This is a genomic window from Rhodococcus sp. 14-2483-1-1, assembly GCF_002259335.1.
GTDB lineage: Bacteria > Actinomycetota > Actinomycetes > Mycobacteriales > Mycobacteriaceae > Rhodococcoides.
The window spans coordinates 1-22,554 of record NZ_NPFX01000023.1 but is presented as its reverse complement, the minus strand read 5'-3'; the positions used below and the strand labels follow the sequence as shown (position 1 = coordinate 22,554).

Below are 22,554 nucleotides of genomic sequence, written 5' to 3'. Positions count from 1 at the left end.
GAGACTCCTAGAGACGGTTCGAAGAAGGAGAGAGCGTGGACGGGGTGACGGACGTGGGGAGGTCGAGCGCGCGAACCGTCACCGAAGTCGGGTGGGTCTGCTCGGGCAGTGGAAGCGTGGTGCCTGGTAGTGCGGTGGCTGCTGTTCCGTAGGCGACGGCGCGGCGTAGTTTGTCTGCGGCGGAGCAGTTCTCGGCATCGGCGAGGATGTAGCCGGCGAGTGAGGAATCGCCCGCGCCGACCGTGCTGACTGCGGTGATCGGGGGCGGGCTGGCGTACCAGGAACCGTCCTCGGTGACCAGTACGGCCCCGGCGCTGCCGAGCGTAGCCAGTACCGCGCCGACCCCTCGGCCGAGAAGGATGGTGCTGGCCGCGATGGCGGCAGTGGGATCGCCCTGTGCCGCTGCGCTTTCCAGCTCCTCGGAATCGTACCCGGTCAGTTGGGCAAGTTCCTCGGAATTGGGTTTCATCAGGTCCGGAGCCGATGCCGGGAACGCTGCCGCGAGAGCGAGGAGCGGCTCGTCGGAGGTGTCGACGGCGACCTTCGCCGAGGTGGCGCGCAACGCGGTGACGAGCTCGGCATACCAATCCACCGGTAGGCCGGGAGGAAGGGAACCCGACAGAACAACCCATTCGGCACCGACTGCGAGAGAGAGCACTCGTTCCCGCAGCTCGGCGCGGGTCTGCTCCGACACCGTTGCGCCCGGCTCGTTGATCTTGGTGGTGGTACCACCGATCTCGCTGACCGTGATGTTGGTTCGGGCAAGCCCCGACGTCGGAACTGCCGAGTAGCGCACTCCTTTCGCGGCCATCGCGTCGAGCAGCGGGTCGCCGACGTTGGCCGGGAGCACTGCCAACGCCTCGACTCCGGATCCGCCGAGAACGCGAGCGACGTTGACGCCCTTGCCGCCCGGGTCGGTGGCCGACGTCGACGCCCGGTGCACGCCGCCGCGGACGAGTGGTGCGTCGAGTGTGACCGTACGGTCCATGCTCGGGTTGGCCGTGAGTGTGACCATCATGCGATCACCACCTCGATTCCTTTGTCGCTGAGATTCTTACGGTCGTTGGTAGAGATGTCGCTGTCGGTGACGATGACGTCGATGGACTCCACTCGGGCGAAACTCACCAGGTGCTCGCGGCCGATCTTCGACGAATCAGCGAGTACGACAACATGATTCGCTGCATCGACCATCGCGCGCTTGACTGCTGCCTCGTCGCTGTCCGGGGTGGACAGCCCGTGCCCGACGCTGATGGCGTTGGTGCCGATGAACGCGACGTCCACCCGGAGCCATTCGAGAGCGCGCAGTGCTTCGTCGCCGACGGCCGCCTGAGTGGTTCCGCGGACACGCCCGCCGAGCAATCGAAGATTGATGTTCGGCATGGTCGCAGCCCGAGCGGCGATCGGTACCGAGTTGGTCACCAATATCAGCTCGCGATCGTGTGGAAGCAGGCCTGCCAGCCGGCCCGTCGTGGTGCCGGCGTCGAACACGGCGCTGCCGCCCACCGGCGGCAGGAAGGACAACGCCGCGGCTGCGATTGCATCCTTCTGATCTGCGCGAGTGAATTCGCGCTCGGATACGCCGGGCTCGAGTGTGGTCAGAGCGGATGCGGGTACTGCTCCACCGTGGACGCGGCGCACGACTCCCATTCGGTCGAGAGTGGCGAGGTCGCGCCGCACGGTTTCGGTGGTGACGCCGTACGTGGCAGAAAGATCGTTGACGGAGACGCGTCCGTGGGTACTGATCAGTTCGGCAATCGCGTGCTGTCGTTCTTCGGCGTACACCTGCGTCTCCTTCCCGGTTGATGTTGCTTTATGTTGTTTTACGCCCGTGTGTGTTGACATGTCAAGGCTTTGGAGTAATCTCGGTCACAACACAGGCAAGCAATTGAGTACGCCACAGCTCGCCGATCAGTACGAAGACCATTTGTTCACGCAGGATCCGAGGAGGACCACATGACGGGATCGGTTAGCACCGCGTCGACCGGACACGCAGACACGACAGTCGATGCTGCCGGGACCGGAGCAGCGCAGACGACACTGCGCGGCACGCCCGTCGTGCCCGGTGTCGGATACGGTCCCGTCATTCGCCCCGGTGCTCGTCCGTCCATTCCCGCCGATACCGGCGAGGTGGCAGAGGCCGATCGGGAGTCCGAGAAGGCTGTGTTCGATGCTGCCGCGAACGCCGTTGCCACTCGATTGCGCGGTCGCGCCGAGCTGGCGACGGGAGCTGCGTCGGAGGTTCTGTCGGCCAATGCCGCGATGGCAACCGACCGCGGATGGCTCGGTGCGGCGCGCTCCTCGATCGCCAAGGGCAGTTCTGCCGTCGCCGCAACCGCTGCGGCCACCGAGAAGTTCGCTGCCATGTTCACCCAGCTCGGCGGCCTGATGGCCGAGCGCGTGACAGACCTGCGCGACATCCGCGACCGCGTGATCGCCGAGATCCTGGGTGTTCCTGAGTCCGGTGTTCCCGTGCCGGCCGAACCGTCGATTCTGTTCGCCGACGACCTGGCGCCGGCCGACACCGCGGGCCTCGACCCCACCCTCATCGTCGGACTTGCGACCTCGCTCGGAGGTCCGACCAGCCACACCGCGATCATCGCCCGCCAGCTCGGCATCCCGTGCATCGTCGCCGTTGCAGGCCTCGACGACATCGCGGCAGGTACGAATGCAGCTGTCGACGGAACGAGCGGCCGCATCGACCTCGAACCCGACGCCGACTCGGCCCGCGCTGCGGTGGTCTCCGCCCGCGACGAGCTCGACCGAGTGTCCCAGTGGGTCGGCCCAGGCAGGACTGCCGACGGTCACGCGGTCGACATCCTCGCCAATGTGCAGGACGGGGCGGGTGCCCGGGCAGCGCGATCGAGCGCAGCAGACGGAGTCGGTCTGTTCCGCACCGAACTGTGCTTCCTGGACCGCGATTCCGAACCCACTGTCGACGAGCAGGCCGAGATATACGCCCAGGTGCTCGACGCATTCGCAGGCAAGAAGGTCGTTGTGCGCACCCTCGACGCCGGTTCGGACAAGCCGCTGAGGTTCGCCACCCATCCCGACGAGGCCAATCCGGCACTGGGCATTCGTGGCATTCGCATCGCCGAGGCCGATCGCGGCATTCTGTATCGACAGCTCGACGGGATCGCTGCCGCCGCGAAGGCGACCGACTCGTCTCCGTGGGTGATGGCTCCGATGATCGCGACCGCGCAGGAAGCGAAGGACTTCGCCGCCGACGTCCGTGAACGCGGACTGACCCCCGGCGTCATGATCGAGGTGCCTGCTGCTGCCCTGCTCGCAGAACACATCCTCGAGCACGTGGACTTCCTGTCCATCGGCACCAACGACCTGGCCCAATACACGATGGCCGCGGATCGGATGTCTGCTCAGCTCGCCGGTTTGACCGACCCGTGGCAGCCCGCGGTATTGGCCCTGGTGGCGCACACCGCTGCCGCAGGAGCCAAGGCCGGAAAGCCGGTCGGCGTCTGCGGCGAGGCCGCTGCGGATCCGTTGCTGGCCTGTGTGTTGGTCGGACTCGGCATCACTTCTCTGTCTGCTGCGTCGGCCGCCGTCGCACATGTGGGTTCCAAGTTGGCTACGGTCACGCTCGATCAGTGCAAGGCCGCTGCCGAGGCTGCCCTGAAGACCGACAGCACTGCCGCCGCCCGTGAGGCAGTGAGCGCGATCCTCGGCTGACCCAATAGTCTTTTGCCATCATGAGAAATCTGGGTTGGACGCTGCACGGAAACGGAAAAACCGTCGAGTCCGGGGCGGTGGTGGCACCGGACGAACGGTTGTCGTGGCCGCGCACCATCGGTATCGGGATGCAGCACGTCGTCGCCATGTTCGGTGCCACGCTGCTCGTTCCGACGATCACCGGCTTCCCGGTCTCGACGACACTGCTGTTCTCGGGCGTCGGAACGGTGCTGTTCCTGCTCATCACCAGAGGGCGGGTGCCCAGCTATCTGGGGTCGTCCTTCGCATTCCTGGCTCCGCTCGGTGCCACCCAGGCCAACGGCCCGGCCGCGCAACTCGGTGCCGTCCTGTGTGTCGGGGTCGTGCTTGCGGCGATCGGTGTCGTCGTCAAGATCGCCGGCCGGCGTGTGCTCGATGCAGCGATGCCGCCGGTGGTGACCGGCGCGGTGGTCGTGTTGATCGGGCTCAATCTGGCCCCGGCCGCAACAACGTCGTTCGAGGCGCAGCCGCTGATCGCTGCAGTGACGCTGGTTGCCATTCTGCTGGCCACGGCCGTAGGACCGGGACTGCTGGGCCGGCTCGGAATTCTGCTCGGTGTCGTCGTGGGCTGGGTCTTCGCCGCCGTCACCGGTGGTATAGCGCAACCACGCCTCGACGCTCTGAGCGCGGCGAGCTGGATCGGTCTGCCCGAGTTTCGTGGACCGTCGTTCGAGCTGTCGGTGATCCTGGTAGCGCTGCCGGTGGTGATCGTCCTGGTGGCCGAGAACGTCGGACACGTCAAAGCGGTCGCGGCGATGACCGGCAAGAACCTCGACGACGTGGCCGGTGATGCGCTGATCGCCGACGGGTTGGCGACCACCCTGGCCGGAGCCGCAGGTGGCTCGGGCACCACCACGTACGCAGAGAACATCGGGGTCATGGCCGCCACTCGCGTCTATTCGACAGCCGCGTACTGGGTCGCGGCCTTCACGGCGATAGTGCTGGCGTTCTCGCCCAAGTTCGGTGCCCTGATCTTCACCGTCCCCGACGGCGTCATCGGGGGAGCGACCCTGGTTTTGTACGGACTCATCGGGCTACTGGGCGTTCGGATCTGGACCGACGCCAAGGTGGACTTCGCCGATCCGGTCAACCTGATCGTTGTCGCGGCGGCGCTCGTCGCGGGCATCGGCGACCTCACGCTGTCGGTCGGTTCGGTCGAACTCGGCGGTATCGCGTGGGGTTCTCTGGGCATCCTGCTGGGCTATCCGATCGTCTCGGCGCTCGCGAAAAGTACCGCCGACCGGCGGACCTAGCAGGGGCGGTCACGGATCGCGCACGTTTTGGTCATCGACCTTCGCTGCACCCCGAACGTACTGTTGGAACGTGACGTCAGTCGTACCGACGACCGCGAATGACACCGTTCACAGGTCGCCGTCGGTATGCACCGAACAAGGAGATCTGCGTGGAACGCACACTTTTCGAGCCCGAGCACGAGCTGTTCCGGGAGTCGTACCGGAAGTTTCTCGAACAGCACGTAGCCCCCAATCACGCGAAGTGGGAAGAGCAGAACATCGTCGACCGCGGCGTCTGGGTCGAGGCCGGTAAGCAGGGCTTCCTCGGAACGGCTGCACCGGAGGAGTTCGGCGGCGGCGGCGTCAAGGACTTTCGGTACAACGCCATCGTCACCGAGGAAACCACTCGCGGCGGCTACAGCGGCATCGGCTTCACCCTGCACAACGACGTCGTCGCGCCGTACCTGATCGAGCTGGCCAACGACGAGCAGAAGCAGCGTTGGCTCCCCGGATTCTGCTCGGGTGAGCTGATCACCGCGATCGCCATGACCGAGCCGGGTACCGGAAGCGACCTGCAGGGCATCAAGACCAAGGCCGTTCGCGACGGCGACGACTGGGTGCTGAACGGATCGAAGACGTTCATCACCAACGGAATCAACGCCGATCTCATCATCGTCGTGGCGTGCACCGACCCCGAGAAGGGTGCTCAGGGCTTCAGCCTGCTGGTCGTAGAGCGCGACATGCCCGGTTTCGAGCGCGGCCGCAATCTCGACAAGATCGGGATGAAGGCCCAGGACACAGCCGAACTCAGCTTCACCGACGTTCGCGTGCCCGCGGCCAACCTGCTCGGTGAAGAAGGCATGGGCTTCATCTACCTCATGCAGAATCTTCCCCAGGAACGGCTCTCGATCGCTGTCGTCGCCGCTGCGGCCATGGAATCGGCGCTGGACATGACAATTCAGTACTGCCGCGATCGCAAGGCGTTCGGCAAGTCGATCGGAAAGTTCCAGAACACCCGCTTCGTGTTGGCGGAGTTGGCAACCGAGACCACCGCCACCCGCATCATGGTGGACAAGTTCATCGAACTGCTCAACGCGGGCACCCTGACCGTCCAGGAAGCCGCCATGGCCAAATGGTGGACCACCGAAAATCAGGTCAAGCTGATCGACCGGTGCCTGCAGTTGCACGGCGGCTACGGCTACATGAAGGAATACCCGATCGCCAAGGCCTACATGGACTCTCGTGTCCAGACGATCTACGGCGGCACCACCGAGATCATGAAAGAGATCATCGGCCGCGGATTGAACCTCTGATCCGCTGATCCGGCGAACGCGAAGGGCCGCAGCACAATGTGCTGCGGCCCTTCGCGTGTCACTGCAGAGACGTCGCCCTACAGCTTGCGCATCACGGTGACGACCTTGCCGAGGATGGCAGCGTTGTTACCCGGAATCGGCTCGAACAGCGGGTTGTGCGGCAGCAGCCACACCTCGCCCTTCGACCGCTTGAACGTCTTGACGGTGGCCTCGCCGTCGATCATCGCGGCCACGATGTCTCCGTTGTCGGCCACGGACTGCTGACGGACCACGACCCAGTCACCGTCGCAGATCGCTGCATCGATCATCGACTCGCCGACGACCTTGAGTAGGAACAGCGAACCCTGACCGACCAATTCGCGGGGGAGTGGAAAGACATCCTCGACGGCCTCTTCGGCCAGGATCGGTCCACCGGCTGCGATTCGTCCCAGAACCGGCACGAACGTGGGAGTCGGCAAGCGGTCCTGTTCCTCGGACGAACCGTCGACCGCAGCAGCAGCTTGATCGGCCTGCACCTCGTCGAGGCCGCGAACGTCGACCGCGCGCGGGCGGTTGGCGTCACGCCGTAGGAATCCCTTCCGCTCCAGAGTGCGTAACTGATGGGCAACGGACGACGTCGACGTCAGGCCGACGGCGTCACCGATCTCACGAATGCTGGGCGGGTAGCCGCGCTCGGTCACCGAAGCTCGAATGACCTCGAGTACCTTTTGCTGTCGCTCCGTCAGGCCGGCGCTGATGTCGGTGCCGACTTCCATGGCCTTGGGCGTCGGTTCCGCGGCAGGCTTCCCAGCCGCGGCCTTCGCGGGCGCGGAAGCGGTCGTCTTGGAACCCGTCGTCTTGGAACCCGTGGTCGACCTCGTCGAGGTCTGGTCCTTCATGCTGTCGGCCTCCTGCTGATGTCCTGGATCCGGTCTGCGTGGTTCGGTCTGCGCGGACTGGAGTTGATGGTGTCGACTCGTGTGGCGTGTGGTTTCTGACACGAATCTAGCGTGTATCAGCTGTTGAATCAAACATCTGTTCGACTCGTGTCGCGTTTTCTGCAGACTTTGTCGGAGCCTCGTGATAGAACTTCGAACAAGCGTCCATCGAACGCCTGATCGAACAATCGATCCAACGAGCGAAGACGAGGTTCCGATGACCATCACCACCGATCGCCCCACCACCGCAGGTGTCCGTACCCGGTCCACTGTCGTCGAGCGTCGTCGCCGTGCTCGTCCCGCGCTGCGGAGTTCAATCGCGACGCGCGGTGCGCGAACGACTCCATGCCTGCCGGTTCTGGAGCCGTCCTGGACCGACGTCACCGACCGGGAGGCCGCCGATCGCGAATTCGACGAGACCTCGGCGCACTTCGCCGGCCAGCCGGTCCGGATGCGATCGCTCGTGCTGTGGGTGCTTGCCGTCGTCGTCGTTGCCGGTGGCCTGATCGGAATCGCGAACCTACGAGCTGCGTCGGCCGACGCAGGGGTGCAGCCGGCGGGTGTGGTCGAGGTTCACGACGGGGCTGTAGTCGAGTACGCGCCCGGTAGATGACCACCGGCCCCATCGCACCCGCCGATGACTGAGTATCCTCGACTGACTGCCCCGACACGTATGTTCGACGTCGGCGCATCGGCTACGACGGAGGCTCCTTCATGCATTGCCCGTTCTGCAGGCATCCCGACTCACGCGTGGTCGATTCGCGTGAAATGGACGAGGGGCAGGCAATTCGGCGTCGTCGCTCATGCCCGGAATGCGGTCGGCGATTCACGACCGTCGAGGCTGCAGTGCTCGCTGTCGTGAAGCGCAGCGGTGTCACCGAACCGTTCAGCCGTGAGAAGGTCGTCAAGGGGGTGCGCAGGGCGTGCCAGGGCAGAGATGTCGACAACGACGCGTTGAATCTCTTGGCTCAACAGGTGGAAGACGCCATCCGCGCCGCCGGTTCCGCCGAAATTCCCAGCAACGAGGTGGGGTTGGCCATTCTCGGTCCGCTGCGCGACCTCGACGAGGTCGCATATCTGCGGTTCGCGTCCGTGTATCGCTCGTTCAGTTCGGCCGAGGATTTCGAGAAGGAAATACATGAGCTGCGCAAGCACCGAGAGTCTGCCGACATCGACTGACGGTTCCGCACGTCAGCGCGCTTGATCGGAGATCGCCTTCTCGATGCGCTTCTCCGAGACCGGATATGCAGTCCGAATTCCTTGCGCGAACAGCCCTACCCGCAATTCTTCGATCATCCAGAACAGCTCCTGCACACCTGCGCTGTTCTTCCGGTTTTCCGGAAGCGAATCGAGCAGCCGTCCGTACGACGCGTAGACGCGGTCGAGTACGTCCATCGCAGCCGCATCACGGCCTGCGCCGCTCGGAAGCGTGGCCAACCTCTTGGTCGCTGCAGCGAGATATCGCGGCAGATCTGCCAGTCTGCGAGAACCGAATTCGGTGACGAAGCCCCGAAAGACCAATCCTTCGAGCTGTTCGCGTACATCCTCGGCGGGCTCACCCGATGCCGTCTGCAATTGGCCCGATACTGCAAGCGCTGCAGTCAATACGGGGCGTACGAGGGCCAGTACCGCCGCGGTGCGCTGTGGAACCTCGGCATTGACCGATGCTCGAAGTTTCTCGAAAGCCTCCGGATCTCGAACAGGTCCACCGTGCGCGTCCATTGCTTCCTCGACCGCGAGAACTCGGCATTCCTCGAGGAGCGCGTCGACACCGCCGTACGGATTCTGGCCGAGGGCAAGGCGTTCGGCAGTCGGGAGACCGGCCAGCAGCGCTTTGGTACCTTTCGGTGCCGTCGACAACAGTAACGTCCGTGTTCCGGAGCGCATCGCTGCTCGCTGTTGGGCGGGGGTGCTCAGGACTCGAACTGCAACGCCCGGTCCTTCGGGCACCAACGCCGGGTACCCGGTGACCTTCTGTCCGCCGACATCACGGGTAACGGTCGACTCCAGTCGGCCCAGAGTGCCCGAGGTCCACGCGAGAGTCGGTGCGCGCTCTGCGTCGCCGACTGCACTCGCAACCTGACGACCGACTTCGCCGGACAATTTGGTGCGCAGAACGGCCAGATCTTTGTTGCTGCCCAATACTTTTCCGCTCGGGTCGACGGCCGCGAAGGTCATCCTCAGGTGGTCGGGCAGCGCCGCGGTGTCGAAGTCCTTCGCGGTGATGTGGCACTGTGCAGCCCGCGACAGCTCGCGCGCCAATGCCGTCACCAGAGTCTCCGCACGAGGTTTCATGACCGCCAACGCCGCGGCGGCGAAATCGGGGGCAGGAACAACGTTGCGGCGCAGAGCTTTCGGGAGCGACTTGATCAGTGCCGTCACCAACTCCGCGCGCATCCCCGGAACCAGCCAATCGAACCCCACCGGCTGAACTTGAGCGAGCAGCGCTATCGGAATTCGTGCGGTGACTCCGTCGGCGGCCGTACCCGGCTCGAACTGGTAGGTCAGCGGAAACTGGATCTCACCCTGTCGCCACGCGTCGGGATACGCGCCGGTGAGCACCGAGGCCGCGTCGGAGTTGACGACTGTGTCCGTCGTGAAGTCCAGCAGGGACGGGTCCTGTCGACGGGCTTTCTTCCACCACGTGTCGAAGTGTCGCGCCGATACCGCTTCCGGGGCGATGCGCGCATCGTAGAAATCGAACAGTGCGTCGTCGTCGACGACGATGTCGCGCCGCCGAGCACGGTGTTCGAGTTCACCGACGTCGTCCAGTAAAGCCCGGTTCTTGTGGAAGAACGCATGCTGGGTCTTCCATTCGCCCTCCACCAGTGCGTGTCTGATGAACAACTCCCGTGACGCCTCGGCGTCGATGCGGTGGTAGTTCACCGGTCGCTGCGTGACCAGAGGAATGCCGTACAGCGTCACCCGCTCGTACGCCATCGCGGATTCGCGCTTGATGGACCAGTGCGGTTCCGAGTACGTCCGCTTGACCAGGTGCGGTGCGAGCCGCTCGGCCCATTCGGGTTCGATGCGAGCGGCCATCCGGCCCCACAGGCGTCCGGTCTCCACCAGTTCGGCGGCCATGACCCATCGTGGGGGCTTCTTGAAGAGCCCGGACCCGGGGAAGATCGCGAAGTGCGCTCCGCGTGCGCCCAGGAACTCGCGCTTGTCACCCTCCCTGAGTCCGACGTGGGAGAGCAGCCCCGACAGCAGTGATTGGTGCAGAGCGGTTTCGGTGGAGTCGGCATCGGGCACTGTCCAACCGAGTCCGCGAGTGATCTGACGGAGTTGGCCGTGTAGATCCTGCCACTCGCGAATCCGCAGGTAGTGCAGAAATTCGGTGCGGCACATGCGCCGGAACTGGTTGGACGACAGCTCGTTCCGTTGTTCGCGCAGGTACGTCCACAGTTTGACGTAAGCCAGGAAGTCGGAGTTCTCGACTGCGAAGCGGGCGTGTTTTTCGTCCGCAGCCTGCTGATGCTCGGCGGGCCGTTCCCTGACGTCCTGAATCGACAGGGCCGACACCACCACCAGTGCGTCCCGCAGCGACCCGTTGCCGTTGGCCTCGACCAACATTCGCGCCATTCGTGGATCGACCGGCAGAGCCGACAGTTCCCGGCCGATGGGAGTGAGTTCCGCCGTGCCGTCCTTGGTGGCCGGCTTCAGCGCCCCCAATTCTTCGAGCAGGCCGATCCCGTCCCGAATGCTGCGCGGGTCCGGTGGCTCGACGAACGGGAAGGCGTCGATCTTTCCGAGCCCGAGGGCGGTCATCTGCAAAATGACCGACGCCAGGTTGGTGCGCAGGATCTCCGGCTCGGTGAACTGCGGCCGCGACTCGAAGTCCTCTTCCGAGTACAACCGGATGCAGATACCGTCGGCGACGCGGCCGCAGCGGCCGGCTCGCTGCCGCGCCGATGCCTGGGAGATCCGTTCGATGGGTAGTCGTTGCACCTTGGTGCGCAACGAGTATCGAGATATACGAGCCGTGCCGGGATCGACGACGTAGCGAATGCCGGGAACTGTCAACGACGTCTCCGCAACGTTCGTCGAGAGCACCACGCGTCGGCCCGAGTGCGGTGAGAACACCCGATGCTGTTCGGCCGCAGACAATCTCGCGTACAGAGGCACGATCTCGGTGTTACGCAGATTGCGGTCGTTCAAAGCGTCCGCGGTGTCGCGGATCTCGCGTTCACCGGACAGGAACACCAGAATGTCGCCGTCGCCCTCGGCCATCAGCTCGTCGACGGCCTGGCAAGTGGCATCGACAGGATCGAGGTCGATCGTGGTGTCACCCGCGTCGACGGTCAGTGGCCGGTAGCGCATTTCGACCGGGAACGTGCGGCCGGACACCTCGATGATCGGAGCGGGTACGCCGCCGCGGGCGAAGTGTTGGGCAAATCGTTCCGGATCGATCGTGGCCGAGGTGATGATGATCTTCAGATCGGGTCGCCGGGGGAGTAACTGCGCGAGGTAACCCAGGATGAAGTCGATGTTGAGGCTGCGCTCGTGGGCCTCGTCGATGATGAGGGTGTCGTACTGGCGAAGCAGTCTGTCTCGCTGGATCTCGGCCAGGAGAATACCGTCGGTCATCAGCTTGACGAGGGTCGAATCCGACGACTGATCGGTGAATCTCACCTTGTAACCGATGGATTCGCCCAGTGGCTCACCGACTTCCTCGGCGATGCGCTCGGCCACCGTACGTGCCGCGAGCCGGCGCGGTTGGGTGTGACCGATCGACCCGCGAATTCCGCGACCGAGTGCGAGACAGATCTTCGGAATCTGGGTGGTCTTGCCCGAGCCGGTTTCACCGGCGACGATCACGACCTGATGCTCGGCGATGGCGGCGGAGATGTCGTCCTTACGGAGACTGACCGGAAGCGACTCGGGGAACTCGAGGGTGGGGACCGCTGCTCTGCGATGGGCGACCACGGCTTCGGCGCGAGCGACATCGCGATCGAGGGCTGCGAACGCGTCGTCGGTGCGGGCCTTGTCCAGCCGCCGCCGCAGTCGGTTCTCGTCGCGGATGGTGACGTTCGCCAGACGTGTGGCGAGAGATTTTCGCTGACCGGACGGATTCGAGGTAGACATACTCACACCAGGATATCCGTATCTACGCAACCTTCGTGAATGCCGGCCGCGACTGTGCCAGGATCGCCGAATGGGCATCTCGCACGATGTGACCGCGGAACCACGCACGCCGGTACCGATCAGGACGCTGCGGGTGTTGTTCGCGGCCCTCACCGCCGCGGCGCTCGTCTCGATCGTCGTGAACGGGCTCGGCTCTTCGACGTTCTCGTTGGTCAACTACTTCAGCTACTTCACCGTGATCAGCAACGTCCTGACGGTGCTCGTACTCATGGTGGGCGGCGTGATCGATCCACGGTCTCCGGGTTGGCAGCTCTTTCGCGGAGCAGTGACGCTGTACATGGTGATCACCGGCATCATCTACGCGGTCCTTCTCGCGAACATCGATGTCGGCGTCGCTGATCCGTGGACCAACAACGTGGTGCATCGCATCATGCCCGTGGTCCTTCTGCTCGACTGGATTCTCGCTCCACCGCGGCGGCAGATCTCCGAGTCGCGCAGTCTGACGTGGTTGCTGTTCCCGCTGATCTACGGGGTCTACACCTTGGTCCGTGGACCCGTCGTCGACTGGTACCCCTATCCGTTCCTCGATCCGCGGGCACAGGGATACCTCGCGCTCGCGGTCGGGCTGGTCGTGCTGACCGTCGCTTTCGCGCTGATGGCGCTGGCAGTCAATGCCCTCGGACGGCTCGCAGGACGGTGGAGGTACGGATCGGACTCGATCGAAGCGGACTCCACTACTGTGTAGCGCATGTCTTCCGACCTGGATCCAGCCGCCACCACACACTCCTCTGCGCTGTGGCACGGCTTCGCCGACATGGGCAACGTCACCGCCAACGGGCCGTTCGTCGTGTCGCGAGGCGAGGGCGCGTACATCTTCGACAACAAGGGAACGAAGTATCTCGACGCGACCGCCGGTCTGTGGTTCACCAACGTCGGTCACGGCCGACGCGAGATCGCCGACGCTGTCGCCACCCAGCTGAGCTCGATTGCCCACTACTCGAACTTCGGCGACTTCGTTCCCGAGACCACGCTGGCCCTGGCCGATCGTCTTGCCGCCATCGCACCGGTTCCGGGCAGCAAGATCTTCTTCACCTCGGGTGGATCGGACTCCATCGACACCGCCGCCAAGCTCGCACGCCGCTACTGGGTGGAAATGGGACAGCCGTCCAAGAAGCTGATCGTCGGTCGGCAGAAGGCCTACCACGGCATGCACGTCGCAGGCACCTCGTTGGCCGGCATCCCGGTCAACAAGGAGAACTACGGCGAACTCATGGCCGACGCCAGAACGGTCTCCTGGGATGACGCGAAGTCACTGCTTGCGCTGATCGAGGAGGTCGGCGCGGAAAATGTGGCTGCCTTCTTCTGCGAGCCGGTGATCGGAGCAGGCGGAATCTACCTGCCGCCGGAGGGCTACCTGCGCGAGGTTCGGCAGATCTGCCGCGACAACGACGTCCTGTTCGTGGCCGACGAAGTGGTCACCGGCTTCGGCCGCATCGGCGGTAGCTGGTTCGCGTCGACGCGCTTCGAGCTCGAACCCGATCTGATGACGACCGCCAAGGGGCTGACGTCGGGATACGTGCCCATGGGTGCCGTGTTCATCGCCCCGAAGATCGCCGAACCGTTTTTCGCGGGCGGAGTCTGGTGGCGACACGGCTACACCTACGGCGGCCACGCAGGCGCGGCTGCCGCAGCGATGGCCAACCTCGACATCATCGAGCGCGAAGAACTGTTGACGCACTCCAAGCGCATCGAAGCCGCACTGCACACGCACCTCGCGCCGCTCGCCGAGCACGATCGGGTCTCGGAAATCCGCAGCGGCATCGGCGCGGTTGCCGCAGTTCAGCTCGCCGACCCGGCCGAGGCGCTACCGTTCGTCAAAACACTGCGTGCGCATGGGGTTTCGGGCCGCGCCGCCGGTCAGGGTGCGATGCAGATATCGCCTGCCTTCGTCATGACGGACGCCGAGATCGAAGAGCTGGCCTCGCGAATCCTCAGCGCCCTCGGCTGAACCGGAGCTTGTTGCGCAGTTGCTGCCCCCGCGAGAGCGGGGGAGCAGCTGCCGGTTCCGGTTCACCCGAGAGAGCCGCGAACCGCTGGTGTAGCTGATCGCGTACTTCGTTCGGCGCGTAGGCGCGCCGCTTGCGCTCGGACCGCACCACCAGCGCCCCAGTGGCCGCGACACCGGCCATCCCGGCGAGGCCGAGAGCTTTCCACACGTTCATTCGGCAACCGTACCGTCACGACGTGCGGTTGCCGATCCGCCAAGACCTAGGGTGAGAAGCATGAACCCGTCTCGAATCAGCCTCGATACCGCCGTCGATGCCACCAGGACGGGCGACATCTGGATCTTTCGCGGTGAGTCGACAGCCGATCGTGCAATTCAGACGCTGACCAACAGCCCGGTCAATCACGTCGGAATGGCCGTCGTGATCGACGACCTGCCGCCGCTGATGTGGCACGCAGAACTGGGAAAGTCGTTGCAGGACATGTGGACCGGTAACTTTCAGCGCGGTGTGCAGCTCCACGATCTGCGCGCGGCCGTCACCCAGTGGGCCACGAAGTACCAACAGCGTTGCTGGCTGCGGCAATTGGACGAGACCGTCACGAAGGACCAGGAAGACGCACTGCTGCGCACGATAGCGCGCATGGACGGAACTGCGTTTCCCACCACGGCCGCGCTCGCCGGTCGGTGGTTCCGGGGGCGGGTGCCGACGCTGCGGCGACAACACGAGCAGGACGGACCCACCCTCGAAACCGCCTATTGCGCGGAGGTGGTCGCCATGACCTACGACTCGATGGGATTGCTCACCGGCAACAAGAAGGCAAATTGGTTCGACCCCGGAAAGTTCTGGAGCGACGACCGACTCCCACTGGCTGCGGGCGTCCGGCTGGGCGAGGAAATCGAAGTGGACGTACCGCTCACACCGTGATCGACGCGTCGGTCACGGTGCGTCCGCCCAGTTCCACCCAGCCGTCGTCGTCGACCGTGGTGCGCAACCGCGAGCCTGCTCCTTGCACGATGAAGAGACCGCGGCCGAGTTCCCCGGTGAGCCGGACGGCGGCGGCACCTGTCGCCTCGTCCTCGGCGATACCCATCATGGGGGCGAACATGCGCGATCGCAGCGCCCCGTCCTTCTCGTCGGTCCAGGCCCAGACATAGTGGTGCCCACTGTCGTAGGCGCTCGGGTCGTCCGCGGCAACCTCGGCGGCATCGCGAACCTGATGGAACGTGAAGCCCGGAGCCCAGTCGGCGCGGGCGCGAACCCAGGTGTCGTCGCCGTCGTAGCGGATGCTCAACGGCGCGGCGGGAACGGCGAGGGTGGTCACCGGATGACCTTGCTCGCGGAGCCACCAGGACAGTCCCACAGTGGGGTGTCCGGCGAAGGGCAGCTCGACCGCCGGGGTGTAGATGGTTGCCGACGCGGTACCCGGTTCGGTGAGTTCGACGAACACCGTCTCACTGAAGCCGAGATCGGCGGCGAACTGCTGCCGGTCGCTCTCCGCAACGGCGTCGGCGGCGACGATCCCGAGCGGGTTGCCGAACCTGCCGTCGGCATCGGTGAACACACGGACGACGGACACGTCGGTAGCCATGCTTGGACGGTATCAGCCTGCAGTGATCACGATCTCGTCGAACACGATCTCGCCGGCGGCATCGGATTCCGGCACGTCGACGACCGCGTCGAGAGACCAACCGTGGTCCCCGTCCGGATCCTCGAGTACCTGACGCACCGTGGTGGATTCTGCACCGACATTCAGGCTGAACAGTGCAGGACCACGGGCCGAGGGGCCGGTTCCGATCTCGCCGTACTCGGCGAAGAACGGATCCAGTTCTGCTTCCCAATCCGGACCGTCGTCCAGTTCGTCGAGCGCATTCCACTGGCGCCGCGCCGCCAGATCGACTCGACGGAAAATTGCGTTGCGGGCCAGCACCCGAAATGCCCTGGGATTGGCCGAGATCGGACGCGGCGCGTCGGATCCGTATGCCTCGACGAGGGCTTCGGGCTCGGCACCGGGGTCGGTCAGGTTCTCCCACTCGTCGAGCAGGCTCGAATCCACCTGTCGGACGAGTTCGCCCAGCCATTCGGTGATGTCCTGGACCTCCTCCGTTCGAGATTCCGGCGGAACCGTCTGGCGCAGTGTGCGATAGGCGTCGGCGAGATAGCGCAGCACCAGTCCCTCCGATCGCATCAGACCGTAGTGACTGATCAGCTCGGCGAAGGTCATCGCTCGCTCGACCATGTCGCGTACGACGGACTTGGGCGAGAGCCCGATCTCGGAGAGCCAGGGGTGGGTGCCGCGGTAGATCTCGAACGCCGGAACCAGCAGTTCTGCAAGTGGTTTCGGCCAGGTGACCTCCTCGAGCAACTCCATTCTCTCGTCGTATTCGATGCCGTCGGCCTTCATCTGCGAGACCGCCTCACCGCGCGCAGCATGCTGCTGAGCCATCAAGATCTGGCGAGGATCGTCGAGCGTCGATTCGATGATCGAGACAACATCCAGTGCGTGGGTCGGTGACTCGACGTCGAGAAGTTCGAAGGATGCGACCGCGAAGGTGGACAGCGGCTGGTTCAGTGCGAAATCCGGTTGTAGGTCCACGGTCAGCCGAGCGTGCCGACCGTCGGCGTCCGGCTCCTCGAGTTGCTCGACGATGCCCGCGTCGACCAACCCCCGATACAGCGAGAGCGCACGCAGAATGTGTTTGCGTTGAGCGGGCCGGGTCTCGTGGTTGTCTTCGAGCAGGTGGCGCATGGCGTAGAAGCAATTGCCCGGCCGCGCAATGACATTGAGCAGCATTGCGTTGCTCACCGAGAACCGGGAGGTGAGCGGCTCGGGGCTCGCTGCGATGATCCGCTCGAACGTCGGCTCTCCCCACGAGACGAAACCGTCGGGTGCCTTCTTGCGCTGCACTCGCTTGAGCTTCTTGGGATCGTCGCCTGCCTTGGCCACCAGCCGCGCATTCTCGATGTCGTGCTCCGGGGCCTCGACGACGACCGTACCGAGCGTGTCGTATCCCGCTCGGCCCGCGCGGCCTGCGATCTGATGGAACTCGCGGGCCCGTAGCTTGCGGGTCCTGATGCCGTCGTACTTGGTGAGTCCGGTGAACAGCACTGTCCGAATGGGAACGTTGATACCCACGCCCAGTGTGTCGGTCCCACAGATCACCTTCAGCAGGCCGTCCTGCGCGAGCTTCTCGACCAAGCGCCGATACTTGGGCAGCATGCCGGCGTGGTGCACGCCGATGCCGTGTCGGACCAGCCTCGAGAGAGTCTTGCCGAATCCGGTGGTGAACCGGAAGTTGCCGATGGCCTCTGCGATCTCGGCTTTCTCCTGTTTGGACGCGACGTTGACGCTCGTCAATGCCTGAGCGCGTTCGAGAGCCGAAGCCTGAGTGAAATGCACGACGTACACCGGCGCGAGGTGCGTCTGCACCAGTTCTTCGATGGTCTCGCTGATCGGAGTCGTGACGTAGGAGAACATCAACGGAACCGGCCGCTCGGTGCCGGAGACGACCGTTGTGGTTCGCCCGGTGCGCCTGGTCAGATCGTCTCGGAAGAACGACACGTCGCCCAACGTCGCCGACATCAACAGGAACTGAGCGTGCGGCAGCTCGATCAACGGAACCTGCCAGGCCCACCCTCGATCCGGTTCGGAGTAATAGTGGAACTCGTCCATGATCACCTGGCCGATGTCCGAGCCGGCACCCTGGCGCAAGGCGAGGTTCGCCACGATCTCGGCCGTGGCGCAGATGATCGGGGCTCCGGAATTGACGGAGGCGTCGCCGGTCATCATGCCGACGTTCTGGGCACCGAAGATCTCGCACAGGGCGAAGAACTTCTCACTGACCAGTGCCTTGATCGGCGCGGTGTAGAAGCTACGAATGCCTGCGGCCATCGCGGCATAATGAGCCCCGATGGCCACCATCGACTTGCCCGAGCCGGTGGGGGTCGCGAGGATGACGTTGGAGCCGGAGACCAGCTCGATGAGGGCTTCCTCTTGCGCGGGATAGAGGGTCAGACCTCGATCGGCGGTCCAGCTGGTGAAGGTGTCGAACAGGACGTCCGGGTCGACGCCGTCGGAATTCTCGGCGGAGACATCGGGAATCAGTTCGGTGAGGAGCACCTCTACAGGCTATGTGGGATCTGCCGTCCGTCCCGCATCGACACCGAGCGTCCGCGGCCGAGGCAACGCGTCAGGTCGCGCTGCGCTCGTCCGAACCCATGGCACCGAGAACGGCCATCCGAGTGCTGGCGCTTCCGGTGATCATGTCCTCACCGACGCCGGTGATGAGCAGATTCCGCCACCGCACCTCGTCGAAGGTCAGCGACGGGGTCGAGTCGATGAAGTCTTCCACCACCTGCAGGAAGCGCATGGGGTCGTCACGGAACGGGAAATGTCCGGAGTTCTCGAACACTTCCAGAGTCGAGCCCGGCATGGCCGAGTGGGCGAGGCGCGCGTGACTCACCGGAATGACGGAATCCTGATCACCCCAGACGAGCAGGACGGGCAGGTTCTCGGTGAGATAACAGCGGTCCAGCATCGTGACCACCTGACCTCGCCAGTCCACCACAGCGCGCAGGGTCCGCAGATACGCCTCGTATGTGGTCGGTGCAGGCAGCTCGCTCAACACCCGAATCAGATCCGGGGTGTCGTGCAGCAGTGAACCGGGTCGAAGCGGTGAGCTGTGCAGCTTGCTGAGTACCCCGCCGGCCAGCTTGACCGCGGGTATCGCGCCCGGTAGACGGAGTAGCTTGACGGCCTCGCTCAAAAAGGGCATCGACGCGAGACGAAGAATGGGGTGCACGTCCTTGGTGACGCCGCCGGAGGACACCAGCGCCAGCCTGTCGACCATGTTGGGAAACTGGTAGGCGAACTGCATCGCAACGCCACCACCGAGTGAATGACCGATGACGGTGACGTGCTCGATGCCGAGAACCGAGAGCAGGTCGCGCATGCCGTTCGCGTACGCGGCGACGGAGTAATCCGCGCGGGGCTTGTCCGAGCGTCCGTGTCCCAGAAGATCCGGCGCAATCACGGTGTAGTTCTTCGCGAGGTGCGGAATCACCTCGTTCCACGTCTCGGAGTTGTCGCCGATCCCATGGATCAGCAACACCACCGGGCCCTCACCGGCCATCCGAAACGCCCGCCGGTATCCGTGAATGGTCCGGAAGATCAGCCGTGGTTCTTCGTCGGGAACCGGCCGGAGCTTGCGACTGCGCGGAGTGGTAGCCATCTGCGCCTCCTGACATTCCCTGGTGCGCCGCACGCGCGATGCAGTACGGCGTCGCCGTGTACGAGTGTGTTGACGGTACATACCGGAGTACGTGTCGCTACGACTCTCGCACGAGATGACGTTCGGGGCAGAACATCGAGCGTATTTGCGGTTACAGGTATGTTTCGATCCGCTCCCGCTGTCCGATTCGACGGTTGCTACGACTCCACGCTGTGACTACTCACACTGTCGTCGGGGGCGTATCACTGCCGGTCGGTGTCGTCGCCCTCGTCGAGGCCGGCCTGTTCGGCCAGGAAGCGCTCGAATTCTGCACCGAGCTCGTCTCCGCTCGGCAGCGGCTCGTCACCGGCCAGCAGCGTCGACTGCTGCTCCTGTGCGGCGACGTACGTGTCGTACTGACGCTCGAGCGCCTGCACCACCGACTGCACCTCGTCGTTTCCGGTGATGTGCTCGTTCACCTGCTCGCGAACTCGCGCCGCAGCCTCGCCGAGTGCTGCGAGCGGAAGATCGAGCTCAGCGGCCTCGCTGACGTTCTCGAGCAGAGTCTCGGCAGCACCCGGGTAGTCCGTCTGGGCGAGGTAATGCGGAACGTGCACCGAGAAGCCCATCGACTCGTGGCCGTGCTGAGCCATCCGAAGCTCGAGCAGCGACGACGCACTTCCGGGCACCTGTAGGTCGCCCGCCCAGCTGTTGCCTTCCTTGACCAGCTCCCGATCACTGGCATGTGCCGTGACCCCGAGTGGGCGTGTGTGCGGAATTGCCATCGGGATGGAGCCGAGACCGATGGTGCGCCGCACACCGAGCTGCTCGGCGAGGAGGCGAACGGCGGTGGTGAACTTCTCCCACCGCAGATCCGGCTCCATTCCGGCCAGAAGCAGGAAGGGCGTACCTGCCCGGTCCTTGACTGCGTAGAGGTTCAGCTCGGGAGCGTCGTAGTCCGAGAAGTGGTCGGACTTGAACGTCATCGTCGGACGACGGGACCGGTAGTCGATCAACTCGTCGACGTCGAACGACGCCACCAGTTCGGATTCGAGGCTCTCGCGCAGATGGGTCGTCGCCAACTTCACGGCGTGACCGGCGTCGGAGAATCCCTCCAGGCCGTGCACGAGGACGGGTCCGACGCCGTCGTCGGAGAAGATTTGCGGTGCCGGAAATTCCAGCTCGTACATCTTCGACTGTTCGGTCATGGCCGGGCCCCTTTCGGATCGACTCGTCGGTACCTCGATGCGAGATCCGGGTCAGAATACGCCGACCCTCCGTATGCACCGTGTACACGCCGACGTCGAACGTGGCGAATCACTGATGGAAAGAACAACCGGACGGCCGTCGTTCATTCCCCAGTGGTCGTCGGGGTTCCGAGTGAGGCCCGTCAGCGGTCGAAGTTGGCCAGCGCTCGGATCTTGTTGGTGACATCGAGCGCGGCAACCTTGTACGCCTCGGACAGCGTCGGGTAGTTGAACACGGCGTCGACGAGATAATCGACGGTACCGCCGCATCCCATGACTGCCTGTCCGATGTGCACCAGATCCGTCGCACCGGACCCGAAGATGTGCACACCGAGAATCGACCGGTCTTCGGTGGAGACGAGCAACTTCAACATTCCGTACGAGTCGCCGGCAATCTGGCCGCGGGCCAGTTCGCGATACCTCGACACTCCCACCTCGTAGGGAATCGACCCCTTCGTCAGATCGACCTCCGTTGCACCGACATAGGACACTTCCGGGATCGAGTAGATGCCGATGGGCTGAAGGTCGGTCAGTTTGGCGCTCGACTCACCGAACGCGTGATACGCCGCCAGCCTGCCCTGGTCCATCGACGTCGCGGCCAGCGCCGGGAACCCGATGACATCGCCGACCGCATAGATGTGATCGACCTTGGTCTGGAAATGCTCGTCGACGAAGATGCGGCCGCGCGCGTCCGCCTCGAGTCCAGCGTTCTCGAGTTCGAGCGCCGTGGTCAATCCCTGGCGCCCGGCCGAGTACATCACCGTCTCCGCCGGAATGCGCTTGCCGCTCGCGAGCGTGGTGACGGTACCGTTCGGGCCGACGTCGACCGCGGTGACCGCTTCGCCGAATCTGAACGTCACGGCGAGGTCGCGGAGATGGAACTGCAACGACTCGATGATCTCGCGATCACAGAAGTCGAGCATCGAATCGCGCTTCTCGACGACCGTGACCTTGGTGCCGAGGGCTGCGAACATCGAGGCGTACTCGATCCCGATCACGCCTGCTCCGACGACCACCATCGAAGCCGGGATGAACTCGAGATTGAGTATTCCGTCGGAGTCGAGTACCCGGTAGTCGTCGAACGCGACGTCCACGGGACGCGCAGGCGCGGTTCCGGTGGCGATCACCACGTTGGCGGCTGTCACGGTGATGCGCTCGCCTCGCGACTCGTCCTCGATCGCGATGGTGTGCGCATCGACGAACCTGCCGATACCGGTGATCAGTTCGATCCGGTTGCGCAGCAGCTGCGAGCGCACCGTCTCGATCTCCCTGCCGATGACGTGCTGGGTGCGAGCGAGGAGATCGGCCGGAGTGATGTCGGCCTTCACCCGGTAGCTCGCCCCGTACAGCTCACGTTGGTTCATGCCCGTGAGGTACAGGACGGCCTCGCGCAGCGTCTTGGACGGGATGGTTCCGGTATTGACGCAGACCCCGCCGAGCATGTGTCCCTTCTCCACGATCGCCACTCGCTTGCCGAGCTTCGCAGCCGCGATGGCCGCCTTCTGGCCGCCGGGGCCGGAGCCGATGACCACCAGGTCGTACTCCATGGGTTCAGACATTTCTCATAGGTACCGGGCGCACGCAAAGACTGCGTGCCCACCCGGTCACAACCTTGTGAACTCCACGGTTCGGGGCGTCGAACCCATGCAGATGTCGCCACGTGACGATGCGTTGTGCGAGGCTGAACAGAGCACGAAACACCCGATTTTCAGTGGAGGAACACATGCCGCAGCAGGTCCGCGCCGTCGTCGCCAAGAGCAAGGGCGCACCCGTCTCCATCGAGACGATCACCATCCCCGATCCCGGCCCCAACGAGGTCGT

Annotated in this window: 18 protein-coding genes; 8 read left to right on the top strand and 10 right to left on the bottom strand. The window is 64.5% G+C overall.

Translation table 11 applies throughout. The features are described from left to right. Positions 1-7: 7 nt before the first annotated feature. Together CH294_RS23355 and CH294_RS23350 are read right to left on the bottom strand one after the other, a co-directional pair. Positions 8-1,018 (bottom strand): 1-phosphofructokinase family hexose kinase, encoded by a 1,011-nt coding sequence (locus CH294_RS23355; RefSeq protein ID WP_032403278.1) that lies wholly within the window; start codon positions 1,016-1,018, stop codon positions 8-10. Further along, entirely contained in the window at positions 1,015-1,782 is a 768-nt protein-coding gene (locus tag CH294_RS23350) for a DeoR/GlpR family DNA-binding transcription regulator (RefSeq protein ID WP_032403279.1), read from the bottom strand. The genes CH294_RS23355 and CH294_RS23350 overlap by 4 nt, the downstream gene beginning before the upstream one ends. Positions 1,783-1,953: 171 nt before the next feature. Here CH294_RS23350 and ptsP point away from each other — a divergent pair, with 171 nt between their 5' ends. From ptsP to CH294_RS23335, 3 genes are all read left to right on the top strand, one after another. Beyond that, entirely contained in the window at positions 1,954-3,684 is a 1,731-nt protein-coding gene (gene ptsP / locus CH294_RS23345) for a phosphoenolpyruvate--protein phosphotransferase (protein WP_094739203.1), read from the top strand. A gap of 20 nt (positions 3,685-3,704) precedes the next feature. After that, positions 3,705-4,976 carry a solute carrier family 23 protein gene (locus CH294_RS23340; RefSeq protein ID WP_170944829.1) on the top strand — a complete coding sequence of 424 codons (1,272 nt, stop codon included), beginning with the start codon at positions 3,705-3,707 and terminating at the stop codon, positions 4,974-4,976. Positions 4,977-5,125: 149 nt separating this feature from the next. After that, a complete protein-coding gene (locus CH294_RS23335) occupies positions 5,126-6,268 on the top strand; it encodes an acyl-CoA dehydrogenase family protein (protein ID WP_032378423.1) in 1,143 nt (380 codons plus the stop codon). A gap of 77 nt (positions 6,269-6,345) precedes the next feature. On the opposite strand, the gene lexA is transcribed toward CH294_RS23335, so the two are convergent. Further along, positions 6,346-7,023: a transcriptional repressor LexA gene (gene lexA, locus CH294_RS23330; RefSeq protein ID WP_094739202.1), complete on the bottom strand. Its 678-nt coding sequence runs from the start codon at positions 7,021-7,023 to the stop codon at positions 6,346-6,348. 379 nt (positions 7,024-7,402) lie between these two features. Between lexA and CH294_RS23325 the strand changes: the two genes are divergently transcribed. After that, complete coding sequence (locus CH294_RS23325) at positions 7,403-7,798, top strand: hypothetical protein (RefSeq protein ID WP_032403280.1); 396 nt, start codon at positions 7,403-7,405, stop codon at positions 7,796-7,798. Positions 7,799-7,899: 101 nt separating this feature from the next. Beyond that, the gene (nrdR, locus tag CH294_RS23320) at positions 7,900-8,364 is read left to right on the top strand and encodes a transcriptional regulator NrdR (protein WP_008716872.1); all 465 of its coding nucleotides are present in this window, start codon (positions 7,900-7,902) and stop codon (positions 8,362-8,364) included. Between the two features lie 12 nt (positions 8,365-8,376). On the opposite strand, the gene hrpA is transcribed toward nrdR, so the two are convergent. Beyond that, positions 8,377-12,273, bottom strand: a complete 3,897-nt coding sequence (gene hrpA / locus CH294_RS23315) for an ATP-dependent RNA helicase HrpA (RefSeq protein WP_094739201.1) — start codon at positions 12,271-12,273, stop codon at positions 8,377-8,379. Between the two features lie 70 nt (positions 12,274-12,343). Between hrpA and CH294_RS23310 the strand changes: the two genes are divergently transcribed. Then, complete coding sequence (locus tag CH294_RS23310; RefSeq protein WP_052058490.1) at positions 12,344-13,018, top strand: Pr6Pr family membrane protein; 675 nt, start codon at positions 12,344-12,346, stop codon at positions 13,016-13,018. 3 nt (positions 13,019-13,021) lie between these two features. Further along, positions 13,022-14,281 (top strand): aminotransferase class III-fold pyridoxal phosphate-dependent enzyme, encoded by a 1,260-nt coding sequence (locus tag CH294_RS23305; protein ID WP_032377719.1) that lies wholly within the window; start codon positions 13,022-13,024, stop codon positions 14,279-14,281. Here the strand turns inward: CH294_RS23305 and CH294_RS23300 are convergent. Beyond that, the gene (locus CH294_RS23300; protein WP_032377720.1) at positions 14,265-14,495 is read right to left on the bottom strand and encodes a hypothetical protein; all 231 of its coding nucleotides are present in this window, start codon (positions 14,493-14,495) and stop codon (positions 14,265-14,267) included. The two genes, CH294_RS23305 and CH294_RS23300, sit on opposite strands and share 17 nt — an antisense overlap. 60 nt (positions 14,496-14,555) lie before the next feature. Between CH294_RS23300 and CH294_RS23295 the strand changes: the two genes are divergently transcribed. After that, positions 14,556-15,203: a hypothetical protein gene (locus tag CH294_RS23295; protein WP_094739200.1), complete on the top strand. Its 648-nt coding sequence runs from the start codon at positions 14,556-14,558 to the stop codon at positions 15,201-15,203. Here the strand turns inward: CH294_RS23295 and CH294_RS23290 are convergent. From CH294_RS23290 to sthA, 5 genes are all read right to left on the bottom strand, one after another. Continuing rightward, positions 15,193-15,867 carry a PhzF family phenazine biosynthesis protein gene (locus tag CH294_RS23290; protein WP_094704974.1) on the bottom strand — a complete coding sequence of 225 codons (675 nt, stop codon included), beginning with the start codon at positions 15,865-15,867 and terminating at the stop codon, positions 15,193-15,195. The genes CH294_RS23295 and CH294_RS23290 overlap by 11 nt on opposite strands. Positions 15,868-15,879: 12 nt before the next feature. Beyond that, entirely contained in the window at positions 15,880-18,396 is a 2,517-nt protein-coding gene (locus tag CH294_RS23285; RefSeq protein WP_032377723.1) for a DEAD/DEAH box helicase, read from the bottom strand. A gap of 70 nt (positions 18,397-18,466) precedes the next feature. Further along, complete coding sequence (locus tag CH294_RS23280) at positions 18,467-19,507, bottom strand: alpha/beta hydrolase (RefSeq protein WP_032377724.1); 1,041 nt, start codon at positions 19,505-19,507, stop codon at positions 18,467-18,469. 242 nt (positions 19,508-19,749) lie between these two features. Then, complete coding sequence (locus CH294_RS23275) at positions 19,750-20,694, bottom strand: PAC2 family protein (protein ID WP_032377725.1); 945 nt, start codon at positions 20,692-20,694, stop codon at positions 19,750-19,752. Between the two features lie 182 nt (positions 20,695-20,876). Then, positions 20,877-22,292: a Si-specific NAD(P)(+) transhydrogenase gene (gene sthA / locus CH294_RS23270; RefSeq protein ID WP_032403285.1), complete on the bottom strand. Its 1,416-nt coding sequence runs from the start codon at positions 22,290-22,292 to the stop codon at positions 20,877-20,879. Positions 22,293-22,554: the final 262 nt, after the last annotated feature.